11 protein-coding genes are annotated in these 10,986 nt (G+C 66.2%); all 11 read left to right on the forward strand.

Features of this window, described 5'->3' with window-relative positions; translation table 11 throughout:
• Nucleotides 1-12: 12 nt before the first annotated feature.
• The 11 genes from ABZ848_RS45165 (at nt 13) to ABZ848_RS45215 (ending at nt 10,784) form a co-directional block, all read left to right on the forward strand.
• The gene (locus ABZ848_RS45165; RefSeq protein ID WP_360841608.1) at nt 13-1,233 is read left to right on the forward strand and encodes a thiolase family protein; all 1,221 of its coding nucleotides are present in this window, start codon (nt 13-15) and stop codon (nt 1,231-1,233) included.
• Between the two features lie 2 nt (nt 1,234-1,235).
• Nucleotides 1,236-2,774, forward strand: coding sequence for an AMP-binding protein (locus ABZ848_RS45170; RefSeq protein WP_360841609.1), 1,539 nt, complete (start codon nt 1,236-1,238; stop codon nt 2,772-2,774).
• Between the two features lie 16 nt (nt 2,775-2,790).
• A complete protein-coding gene (locus tag ABZ848_RS45175) occupies nt 2,791-3,627 on the forward strand; it encodes a fumarylacetoacetate hydrolase family protein (protein ID WP_360841610.1) in 837 nt (278 codons plus the stop codon).
• 15 nt (nt 3,628-3,642) lie between these two features.
• The gene (locus tag ABZ848_RS45180; RefSeq protein ID WP_360841612.1) at nt 3,643-4,419 is read left to right on the forward strand and encodes an LLM class flavin-dependent oxidoreductase; all 777 of its coding nucleotides are present in this window, start codon (nt 3,643-3,645) and stop codon (nt 4,417-4,419) included.
• 18 nt (nt 4,420-4,437) lie between these two features.
• Complete coding sequence (locus ABZ848_RS45185) at nt 4,438-4,998, forward strand: 3,4-dihydroxy-2-butanone-4-phosphate synthase (RefSeq protein WP_360841613.1); 561 nt, start codon at nt 4,438-4,440, stop codon at nt 4,996-4,998.
• Entirely contained in the window at nt 4,995-5,516 is a 522-nt protein-coding gene (locus tag ABZ848_RS45190; protein WP_360841615.1) for a flavin reductase family protein, read from the forward strand. Before ABZ848_RS45185 ends, ABZ848_RS45190 begins: the two co-directional genes overlap by 4 nt.
• A gap of 188 nt (nt 5,517-5,704) precedes the next feature.
• Nucleotides 5,705-7,402, forward strand: a complete 1,698-nt coding sequence (locus ABZ848_RS45195) for a CocE/NonD family hydrolase (RefSeq protein ID WP_360841617.1) — start codon at nt 5,705-5,707, stop codon at nt 7,400-7,402.
• Nucleotides 7,403-7,739: 337 nt separating this feature from the next.
• Nucleotides 7,740-8,753, forward strand: a complete 1,014-nt coding sequence (locus ABZ848_RS45200) for an AraC family transcriptional regulator (protein WP_360841618.1) — start codon at nt 7,740-7,742, stop codon at nt 8,751-8,753.
• Nucleotides 8,754-9,154: 401 nt separating this feature from the next.
• On the forward strand, nt 9,155-9,604 hold the full coding sequence (locus ABZ848_RS45205; RefSeq protein WP_360841619.1) for a lipocalin-like domain-containing protein: 450 nt from the start codon (nt 9,155-9,157) through the stop codon (nt 9,602-9,604).
• Between the two features lie 2 nt (nt 9,605-9,606).
• Nucleotides 9,607-10,065: a cupin domain-containing protein gene (locus tag ABZ848_RS45210; RefSeq protein ID WP_360841621.1), complete on the forward strand. Its 459-nt coding sequence runs from the start codon at nt 9,607-9,609 to the stop codon at nt 10,063-10,065.
• A gap of 242 nt (nt 10,066-10,307) precedes the next feature.
• Entirely contained in the window at nt 10,308-10,784 is a 477-nt protein-coding gene (locus ABZ848_RS45215; protein ID WP_360841622.1) for a nuclear transport factor 2 family protein, read from the forward strand.
• The last annotated feature ends 202 nt before the right edge of the window (nt 10,785-10,986 follow it).

A 10,986-nucleotide genomic window follows, 5' to 3' on the forward strand; every position in this document is an offset into this window, starting at 1 on the left:
AGGGAGGCTGCCATGTATGACGACGTCTTCATCGCAGGCGTGGCGATGACGAAGTTCGGCGTCTACCCCGACAGGTCGGTCGCCGAGATGACCGACACCGTGGTACGGGAAGCACTCGCCGACGCCGGAATCACCAAGCGCGAGATCGGCTGCGCCTTCTTCGGCAACACCGCGCAGGGAGCTCTGGAAGGCCAGCTCATGATCCCGGGACAGATCGCGCTGCGACAGGCGGGACTGACCGGTATCCCCGTCGTCAACGTGGAGAACGCGTGTGCCACCGCGGCCACGGCGTTCTCTCTGGCCTGCAGCCAGGTGGCGGCCGGTGTGGCGGATGTCGCGCTCGCCGTCGGTGTGGAGCGAATGAACATCAACGACCGCGCGAAGAGCATGAGCATCTTCGACGGGGCGAGCGACGTTCACCATCCCGAACGGGTCCAGGCCGAGCTCGTGGAGCTCGGCGGGCAACAGGACGACAAGGGCGAGGGCGACCACAGCCCCTTCATGGACGTGTACGCGGCTTTCGCCCGCGCGCACATGAAGGCCTACGGCACCACTCAGGAGCAGATCGCGGCGGTCGCGGCGAAGAACCACGCCCACGCCGTGCACAACGAGCGCGCGCACTACCGCAAGAACCTGACGGTGGAGCAGATCCTGGCCGCCCGACCGCTCGGATATCCGCTGACCGTGCCGATGTGCTCGCCGCTCACCGACGGGGCCGCCGCCGCGATCGTCTGCCGCCGTGACATCGCGGACCGGCTCGAGCGCCGCGCTGTCAGGGTCCGCAGCAGCGTCATCGGAACGGGAGTCGAGCGCGATCTGGGCGACTACTCCCGGCACGTCACCGCGCTCACCGCGAGCCGCGCCTATGACCAGGCCGGCGTGAGCCCGCAGGAAGTGCACGTCGCCGAGGTACACGACGCGACCGCCTTCGGCGAAGTCCTGCTCAGCGAGCTGCTCGGGCTGGTTCCTGAAGGAGACGGCGGCCCGGCCGCCCTGCGCGGTGAAACGACCGTCGGCGGTCGTATCCCGATCAACCCCTCGGGTGGCCTCGAGTCCAAGGGCCATCCCCTGGGCGCCACAGGGCTCGGTCAGATCTTCGAGATCGTCACCCAGCTGCGCGGCGAGGCCGGCGCCCGACAGGTTGACGGTGCCCGCATCGGCGTCGTGGAGAACGGCGGCGGTTACCAGAACGGGGAAGAAGCCGTCGCAGTCGTCACCCTGCTGGAAGGCTGATCATGCGGGTATCCGACTTCTTCGATCGCGGCTGGCGACTCGCCCCGGCCGCCACCGCCTTCGTCATGGACGACCGCCGCTTCAGCTACGCAGAAGCCGGAGAGCTGTCCTGCCGCATCGCGCAGACGCTGCTGGACCACGGCTTCGACCGCGGTTCGAAGGTCGCGGTGCTCTCTCCCAACGATCCGCTGGCGATGATCTGCGTACTGGGCCTGTGGCGGGCGGGCTGCACGTGGGTGCCGCTCAACGCGGCGAATCCCGCTGCCGACACGATCAACCTGATCAGCCGCTTCGACTGCGAGCTCGTGCTGTTCCACTCCAGTCAGCGTCCCCTGATCGAGGAACTGCTGGCTGCAGACACGTCGGTGCGAAAGGCCGTGTGCTTCGACGAAGACCTGACGGCATGGCTGGAGGACAGGCCGGCCACCGATCCCGAGCCCCCACACCTGCCCGAGGACGTCGTCGCGATCATGCCCACCGGCGGCACCACTGGGCCGTCGAAGGGCGCGATGATCACCCATCGCAGCATCTCGGTGGCCTTCGCGCACATGCTGATGGCCTTCCACTATCCCGAGGGCGATCCGATCGTGAACCTGGCGGCAGCGCCGCTCACGCACACCGCGGGCTTCCTCAGCATGCCCACGCTGGCCCGTGGTGGCACGGTGGTGCTGCTGGCGAAACCTGCGCCAGATGTCCTGGCCGACGCGATCGAGCAGCACCGGGTCACCGAGCTCTTCCTGCCGCCCACGGTCATCTACCGGCTGCTCGAACTGCCAGGGCTGGCCGAGCGGGACCTGTCGAGCCTGCGCTACCTGCTCTATGGCGCGGCCCCCATGTCGACGGCGAAGCTCCGCAGGGCACTGGAGGTCTTCGGCCCGGTGCTGATGGGCGGATACGGTCAGGTGGAGGCTTTTGCCTCCATCTCCTATCTGCGACCCGAAGAGCACTTCGTCGACGGCCGGATCGGTCCTGACGAGCGGTTGTCATCTGTCGGCCGGCCCTTCCCCCTGATCAAGGTTCGGATATTCGACGAGAAGGGCCATGAGTGCGGGCCCGGAGAAGCCGGGGAAATCTGTGTGCAAGGTGACCTCGTCATGGCCGGCTACTACCGCAACGAAGAAGCCACCGCCTCGACGATCGTCGACGGGTGGCTGCGCACCGGAGACGTCGGCCATCTCGACCACGAGGGGTTCCTGCACATCACCGACCGCAAGAAGGACGTGATCATCTCCGGGGGATTCAACGTCTACCCCGCGGAGGTGGAGAAGGTCCTCCTAAGCCATTCCGCGGTGCAGGACTGCGCTGTCGTCGGCGCGCCGCACCCGGACTGGGGCGAGGCCGTCACCGCCGTCGTCGAGCTCGTACCGGGCAGCACTGTCGACGGTGACGAACTGATCGCCCTGTGCCGCGCCGAACTGGGACCCGTGCGCTCCCCGAAGAAGATCGACTTCCTCGACACCCTGCCGCGCAGTCCGGCCGGGAAGGTACTGCGCCGCAAGATCAGAGCGCCGTACTGGACCGGTATGAAACAGAAGATCTGAGAGCGGAGAAACACCGATGCGTATAGGAAACCTGTCCGGGCGGCTCACGATCTTCACGGAGGCAGGCGCGGTGGACGTGGAGAAGGCCAGCGAGGGGGCCTTCTCACCCGACCCGCAGGACGTCTACGCCAGGTGGGCAGACTTCCGGACCTGGTCCGCGGAGGCCGACCTCGCCGAGGCCAAGCCATTCGATCACGCCGACCTCGGCTGCCCCACCCCGGAGCCGGGCCAGATCTTCGCCGTCGGCTTGAACTATCACTCGCACGCCGCGGAAGCCGGCATCAGCGACCCGGGGACCACGCCGCTGATCTTCACCAAGTTCGCGAGCAGCCTGACCGGGCCGGTCGCCACCGTCGAGGTGCCCAAGGGCGATGTGGACTGGGAAACCGAACTTGTCGTGGTGATCGGTCGCGAGGCGTACCACGTCGCCGCCGCCGATGCCTGGTCGTACGTGGCCGGGCTGACGGTGGGGCAGGACCTCTCCGAGCGGAAGCTCCAGATGGCCGGGGTGGCGCCGCAGTTCAGCCTCTCCAAGTCGTATCCGGGCTTCGCGCCGGTGGGCCCATGGGTGACGAGCCTCGACGAGTTCGCCAATCCGGACGACGTGCTGATCGAGTGCTCTCTCAACGGGCAGGCCATGCAGTCCGAGCGCACCACCGACATGGTCTTCTCGGTACCCACGATCATCGAGTTCCTCTCCGCGGTCGCGCCGCTGCGTCCCGGCGACATCATCTTCACCGGCACACCGTCCGGCGTCGGTCTCTTCCGGAAGCCGCCTCGGTTCCTCCGGCCCGGGGACGAACTCGTGAGCCGTATCGACGGTGTCGGCGAGATCCGCCAGATCTTCGCCTGATTTCCGGAGGACGCAGTGACCGCGCCACACACCTGGGGGATCGGCGTCGATTCCCGCGCCGGCCCCAACAGGGTCCTTGAGCTCGCGCAGCTCGCGGATTCCTTGGGCTACACGAGTTTCTGGTTCAACGTGATCGGGGCCGACCAGGATCCTTTCCCGATGCTCGAAGCCGTCGTAGCCGGTACCGAGCGCATCGACGTGGGCATCGGAGTGATCCCGCTGGATCTGCACCCGCCGGGACGGCTGAGCGAGCGGCTCTCCGGACTGTCCTTCGACGTCCGTCGGGCGATCCTCGGTCTGGGCAGCGGTGCTGCCCGCGAGCGCCCGCTGGGCCTGGTCAAGGCTGGGCTCGAGCAGGTGCGCTCGGCCATCCCGGAGTTGCGCCTGGCGGTGGGCGGCATGGGACCCCGCATGATCTCCCTCGGAGCCGCGCAGGCCGACGCACTCGTGCTGTCGATGATGCCGTTCGGGCGAGCGCATGCCGCTCAGCAGCGAATCTCTGCCGGGGCAGGGGCACTTCCGGCTGTCTACGCCTATCACCGCGTTACTACTGACACCGAGCATGGCCAAGACATGATCCTTGCCGAGATGGTCAGCCATGGCGCCTTGCCTGACGACGCACCTCCCCCTGGGCCGGATGACCTGCTCGGCACCGTGGCCCGGTCGCACCAAGACGTCGCGGCCGGACTGACCCGTTATCCACACTCCTGGCGCCCCGTGCTGCGCCCCCTGGCCCGCGCCGATCGTGAACTGCCGGATCTGTTCCGGCGGTTCGCTCCGGTCCCCGGCTGACGGGAAGGAATCTCCATCATGTACGCACCTGCCGATTCCTTTGACCGCGAAGAGAACCCGCGGCGGAACCTGGTCCTCGCGGCCGGAAAGGTCGCCCTGGAGGCGGTGGTCTCCCCGATGGGCACCTTGGCGGCCGACCGCAGCGCCGCCATCCGCGCGCGCTCCAGTACCTGCTCCGCCCCTTGCGACTTTTCCCGGCCGGGACGCATCTTCCCGCTCCGCGCCACCACGAGCGGGGTGCCGTCTCAGGCGGGATACACCGGGAGCACAGCGGATCCATGCCAGTTGGCCGGGCTGACGCCCGCCGGGGCGCTCGTCGTGCGATCAGTGTGGCTCACCGGAGCCGTGTTCGGCTCCCGTTGCTGCTGCCGAGGCGTACAGCCGCAGACGCCCGCACGACGGATGATCAGCGCCGGCACGCGAGTGCGGCAGTGCTGCACAGATCTTGCGGACACCGAGAGCCCGCCGGATCCGCCCCAAGACCGATACCCCAGCGGAGCCGGACCCGGCCGACGTCGCCTACCCGCACACCAGCACCCACCTCGACCACTGCCTGCGGGGAGTGAGGATCTCATATGACCAGCACCGAAACTCTCACCATGGAACGCTTCCGAGAGGCCATGTCCAGCTTCCCCTCCGGCGTCACCATCGTCACCACCGCGGACGAGCATGGAACCTGGCGCGGCTTTACGGCGAGCTCGTTCTGTTCGGTATCGATGAGGCCGCCGTTGGTGCTCGTATGCCTGGCCAACACCGCGGAATGTCACTCAGCCTTTCGCAGCGGCGAGCGCTGGCTGGTACACATCATCTCCGACGAACACACCGACCTGGCGAAGCGCTTTGCGACCCGGGGAGCGGACAAGTTCGCCGACGCCGGGTTCTCAGCTGACGACGGTGGGCTGCCACTGCTGGCGGACGCGGCGGTCAAACTGACCTGCGACACATATGCCATCCATTCCGCCGGTGACCACACGATCCTGGTCGGACGCGTGACGCGCGCCGAAACCAGCGAACAGACGCCGACTGTCTACTATCGGCGCCGCTTCCATCCGCTGGCGCTGGATTCCTCGAACGGAGTACCCATATCGGCGCCGTAGTCGGCGGGTTGGCGGTGCGGGCTTGCCCCAAATCGGGCGGCCGGCAAGTGAGTTGAACCAGCTCGTCGAGGTGCAGGCGTGTCAGGCGCTGTCGCTGTTGGCGAGTGACTGGTCGGCGAGGGCTGCTGTGCGAAAGACGCGCCACTGGCCCTCCTGCAGGTTGAAGCACAGTGAAAGGAGCCGCATCCATGTCGTCCGAATTCGAAGTTCTGTACCGCCCGAGTGTTCCACCGGAGTCCGAGGCAGCTCGATGGCGCGGATTCGAGCCCGGAGTGACGTTGTTGCCGAAGGGCACGACGTACTCGTCGAACGGACGGGAGCTGACCTGCGACATCGTGTTCGAGCGGGACGTCGAGGTCCCGATGTCCGACGGCACGATCCTGTACGCAGACGTCTTCCGGCCGGCCGACAGCGGCCCGGTTCCGGCCATCCTGGCCTGGAGCCCGTACGGAAAGCAGGGTGGCTTCTTCCACCTGGACCTGTTCCCCAACCGGGTCGGTGTCCCGGAGGAGGCGACCTCCGGTCTGGAGAAGTTCGAGGGCCCCGATCCCGCGTTCTGGTGCGAGCACGGGTACGCCGTCGTCAACGTCGATGCCCGCGGCACGTTCGCCTCCCAGGGCGACATCCAGTTCTTCAGCCCCCAGGAACGCCGTGACGGCCACGACACGATCGAATGGATCGCCGCCCAGGACTGGTGCGCGGACGCGGTCACGATGTCGGGCAACTCCTGGCTCGGTGCCGCCCAATGGGCGATCGCCGGGACCCGGCCGCCCCACCTGGCCGCCATCGCCCCGTGGGAGGGCTTCACGGACCCCTACCGCGACATCTGCATGTGGGGCGGCATTCCGGACGAGGTGAACCCGGACAGCCTCATCGCGTTCGGACGGAACCGCACCGAAGACATCGGCGCGATGATGAAGGCGCATCCGACGATCGACGAGTACTGGCGAAGCAAGGTCGCGGACGTCGAAGCCATCGACGTACCGGCCTACGTCGTGGCCAGTTGGACGAACCCGTTCCACGTCCGAGGAACGCTCGACGCCTTCACCAGGCTGGACCAGAGCCGAAGCTGGCTGCGCGTCCACAACCGGCACGAGTGGGTGGACCTTTACCAGTACGAGGACGACCTGCTGCGCTTCTTCGACCACTTCGTCAAGGGCGTGGACAACGGATGGACCGACACCCCTCGGGTGCGGCTCTCGATCCTCGACCCGGGCGGGACCGACATCGTCGACCGTCCGGAGAACGAGTACCCGCTGGCCCGTGCGGTCCCCAAGGCGTACTACCTTGACGCCGGCTCCGCCACGATGTCCGACACCACTCCGTCGACGACCACGAGTACCTCGTACGACGCAGCGGACGGCACGACCGAATTCCGCTACACGTTCACCGAGGAAACCGAGCTGACCGGTCCCTTGAAGCTCCGGATCCACGTGGAGACGACCCAGGGTGACGACTGCGACCTCTACGTCTATATCCGCAAGCTCGACACGAACGGGCAGCTTCGCCTGACCGAGTTCGTGCCGCAGGCGGAAATGGTGGGCAACAAGGGCCAGCTCCGCGCTTCGCACCGCGCGCTGGACCCGGCGGCGTCCACGCCGCTGGTCCCTGTTCCCGCCCATTCCCGCGAGCAGCGTCTCGCACCGGGCGAGATCGTCCCCCTGGAGATCCCGATCCGGCCGCTGGGCATGCTCTGGCACGCCGGGGAACAGCTCCAGGTCCTGCTGTCGGCCCGGAACCTCCAGCCGGCCGAGGCACACATCGCGGGCAACCTCCCCGACATCCCGTTCAGCACCGGCGAGCCGTCCGACCCGGCCGTCAAGGCGATCCGGGTCCACACCGGCGGCCGGTACGACTCGCACCTGCTCGTGAGTCACGTGCCGTAGCAGGAGAGCGCTTCGGGTGGGCCGTGTCCTGGCTGATCCCACCCGCTCTCGCGTACCGGATTTCCCGTTCTCGGTCCCGGGCCTGCACGTCAGTGCTGCTCAGGATCAGGGGCGGGTGGTCGCGGTCGATGACAAGGCGCGTCGTGCGGGTTTGCAGCGAGCCCGCCACAGGCGCACCGGCCGATCTGGACTGCACATGTGTTGATAATCATGGTCCTCGCGCATCTCTGAGAAGACCGTGAGAATCGAGTGACAACGGCAACGGGAAGTCTCGATTACCGTGGACAAAAGTCACTAGGTGTGCTTGGACTATCGATCCATCGGAGAGGGGACGGCGATGGCTGTTGCCTTGGGTGAGAACCAGCTATTGCCGTTGTCTCGCCATGTTCAGGTGTGCACCGGCGATCCCGTACAAGCAGAGTATGAGGCCTCACGCGTGTGGGCGGTCCATCACCTTCGGCCGGATTGGCGTCACAGTTTCGCAATACGTCTGCACGGCGTCGAGGTGGGGTCCTCCACACTGGCCTATCACGCTTATGACGGCGGAGGTGGGGTGGACTTCTTCGCCACGCATAACTACTACTTGTTGAACATCGTGGTAGACGGCGGCGTGGAAGTGACGAGCCGGGGAGCCACGGTCTGTGTTCCTGGTGGGTCGGCGTATGTGATGTCACCGCACGAGCAGGTACGGATCATGCTGGCCCCGCAGACCACCGGAATCATGGCGAAGATCCCCAGGTCCACCCTTGAGGAGGCGTTCGGACGTCTGAGCGGGGAGTCGGTGGTCAAGCCGGTCGAATTCGCTGTCCTCGCTGACCCGGATGCTGCTTGGCAGGGCTGTCTGCGATCTGCGGTCGCCGCCGTCGATCATTGCGATTCCGGGATCGTCCCTGCGCAGCTGGGCAGCGAAATCGAACGCATGGTGGTCACTTCGCTGCTGATGTCACAGCGACACGACGCCCAACGCGCCCTGTTCCGTCCGGGCCGGAGCCGCGGGTCTCGGGCCGCGGACGTCGCTGCCCAAGCGATGGCGGCTGATCCCGAGAAGTGTTGGGAGATTACTGAACTCGCGGAGTATGCCGGCGTCAGCCTGCGGACCCTGCAGGAAGGGTTCAAGGGCCGATTCGGTCGGTCACCGTCGGCATACCTGCGTGGCATCCGGTTGGAGCGTGCGCACCGGATGCTCGGTGATTCCGACGAGGCGGGAACGCTGAACGTGACCGAGATTGCCTACGCGTGCGGCTTCAACCATCCGGGCCGCTTCGCGATCGCTTACCGCGACCGCTATGGCGTCAGCCCCTCCACGACTTTGGCCGCCTCACGTACGGCCCTCGCAGCTCACGACGAATAGCGCGACAGTCAATCTGGCTCCGGCCGACTCGGCGGCAGGCGGCGCGCGGGCGCAAGAGCAGCGTTGCAACCCGTCATGTGCGAACGCCGCGCGGGAAGGGCCAGGGGTTCAGTTGGACTGCTCGCGCTGACCGGATCGATCCGCGTACGGCGGATAGACGGTCAGAGAATACCCGGCAATGATCAGCGCTATGGCAGCCAAGCTCATTCGCATTGGCGGCAACGTGGCGCTGGTTCCTGCTGCCGACGTTCACAGCCCAGATCCACTCGTGACGGGCACCACATGAGAAATCACCGATTCATGTGAATAAGTGACGAGCGGTTTCGCCGCCGCAGAGATGGCCGTTGGCGCCCCACTGACCAAAGGGGGAAGTGCCCGGCGATGAAGGAGATGGAGATAAAATGGCGGATTTGCGTAATCGGCTCATCGGGGCCTGGGAGATGGTCGATTGGGGAGGATGGGTGGGAGACACCCCCGTCCAGGTGCCACTCGGGTCGGTCGAGGAATGCGGGGGCATTCTGATCTATTCCGAGAACGGTCTGATGACCGCGACGCTGTCGCGGCTGGACCGAACGCCGTTCACCACCGACTCCATGGACGGGGGAACGCCCGCCGAAAAGCAGAAGGCCTACGAAACCCTCATCTGTTATGCGGGCGAATTCGAGGTCGACGAGGTGAATTCCAGCGTCACCCACAAGGTGCGGTATTCGTCATTCCCCAACTGGGTCGGCGCCGAACTTCTGAGGTACTGCATCTTCGAAGGAGATGTCCTCAAACTCGACACCCCGTCCATGAAGATCAACGGCAAGGACACCACCAGCTTCATCAGCTGGCGAAAAGTGGAGGCCTGACAATGAACGAACTGAGCACGATCCGGCGCATCGTCACCGGAGAAGACCCCAGCGGCAAGGCCGTCGTCATCGAGGACCGCAACAACCTCGATGTGCAGAGTCATCCGGACGCCGGCGTCGACGTCCTCAACCTGTGGGCCCACGAAGGCACCCCCGACAACTCGGCCGAGTACGCCGACCCCGCCTCCGCCGACCTCCCCCTCCTGCCGCCCGCTGGTGGTTCGGTCTTCCGGATCCTCGACTTCGCCGCCAATCCCGACGGGGACGCCGGGATGCACACGACGCCCTCACTGGACTACGCCTACGTCATCGAAGGTGAGATCTACGCCGTATTCGATGACAGCGAAACCCTCATGCGGGCCGGTGACATCCTCATCCAACGCGGCAACAGTCACGGCTGGATCAACCGCTCCACCCAGCCCTGCCGCATGCTGTTCGTCCTGATCGACGCCAAGAACTGAGCCGTCCGCGCGTACGCGCCGACGCTCCCCACGTCGGACTGCGGCGTGGCACCCGCCGTCCGGCGTGGCGCAGCGGCCGTGCCTTGACTCACTAGAGGCCATCTAGCCCTCTTTGTGCAGCTATTTCGAGATTTTCTCAACCGTTGCCCGGTGACCTCGTCTTTTCGTCATCGGTATCTGCGAGGTCCCGTTCAGCGGCTCATTGTGCCGTCGCACCAATCGCCTCAGGAATGGAGAGACGTATGTCCGAAGCAGTGGAGGACCGAGAGACCCAGATCGCCCGTAACCTCGCCGCGGTCCAGGAGCACTTCCACAACGAAAACCCCGAAGACGTCGACAAGGCCATCGCGCTCTACACCGACGACATCGTGTGGGAGGCCCCCTCCCGGGGGCAGGTCTACCGGACGGCGGCCGAGGTGAAGGCCGCGTATCTGGACATCTTCGAAACGGTGCACATCGCCAAGCTCACGCTGCTGCGGCAGGTCGCCACCGAGACCAGCGTGTTCACCGACCACATCGGCGAGGCCACGGTCGTCGGCGACAAGATGCCCAACCTGCCGTTCCCGGTGGGGACCAAGCTCAACGCCAGGCTGGTCCACCACTTCGAAATGCGGGACGGGAAGATCGCCCGCGAGATCGCGTACGAGATCTGGCGGGAAGCCGGCGGCCCCCTGGACCACGACGACATCCCCGACACCGCCGAGGTCCTGACGTTCTGAAGGTCGCCGGCTCAGCGTGGAGGTGCGATCGTGAATCACTATGACGTGGCCGTAGTGGGCTATGGCCCGGTCGGTCAGATGCTGGCGCTGCTCCTCGGGTCCCGGGGCAGGGCTCCGGCAAAGTCGTTGATCACGCCGTCAGGAGCAGGTTGATGGGGCGGTCGGTGTCGCGTGCGTGATGCCGTAGGGCGGCGGCGATGTT

The sequence above is a fragment of the Streptomyces sp. NPDC047081 genome, assembly GCF_040643775.1.
Classification (GTDB): Bacteria; Actinomycetota; Actinomycetes; order Streptomycetales; family Streptomycetaceae; genus Streptomyces.

Coding starts and splice junctions, on each gene's coding strand:
- ABZ848_RS45165 (WP_360841608.1), top strand. CDS start 13: ATGTATGACGACGTCTTCATCGCAGGCGTGGCGATGACGAAGTTCGGC.
- ABZ848_RS45170 (WP_360841609.1), top strand. CDS start 1,236: ATGCGGGTATCCGACTTCTTCGATCGCGGCTGGCGACTCGCCCCGGCC.
- ABZ848_RS45175 (WP_360841610.1), top strand. CDS start 2,791: ATGCGTATAGGAAACCTGTCCGGGCGGCTCACGATCTTCACGGAGGCA.
- ABZ848_RS45185 (WP_360841613.1), top strand. CDS start 4,438: ATGTACGCACCTGCCGATTCCTTTGACCGCGAAGAGAACCCGCGGCGG.
- ABZ848_RS45190 (WP_360841615.1), top strand. CDS start 4,995: ATGACCAGCACCGAAACTCTCACCATGGAACGCTTCCGAGAGGCCATG.
- ABZ848_RS45195 (WP_360841617.1), top strand. CDS start 5,705: ATGTCGTCCGAATTCGAAGTTCTGTACCGCCCGAGTGTTCCACCGGAG.
- ABZ848_RS45200 (WP_360841618.1), top strand. CDS start 7,740: ATGGCTGTTGCCTTGGGTGAGAACCAGCTATTGCCGTTGTCTCGCCAT.
- ABZ848_RS45205 (WP_360841619.1), top strand. CDS start 9,155: ATGGCGGATTTGCGTAATCGGCTCATCGGGGCCTGGGAGATGGTCGAT.
- ABZ848_RS45210 (WP_360841621.1), top strand. CDS start 9,607: ATGAACGAACTGAGCACGATCCGGCGCATCGTCACCGGAGAAGACCCC.
- ABZ848_RS45215 (WP_360841622.1), top strand. CDS start 10,308: ATGTCCGAAGCAGTGGAGGACCGAGAGACCCAGATCGCCCGTAACCTC.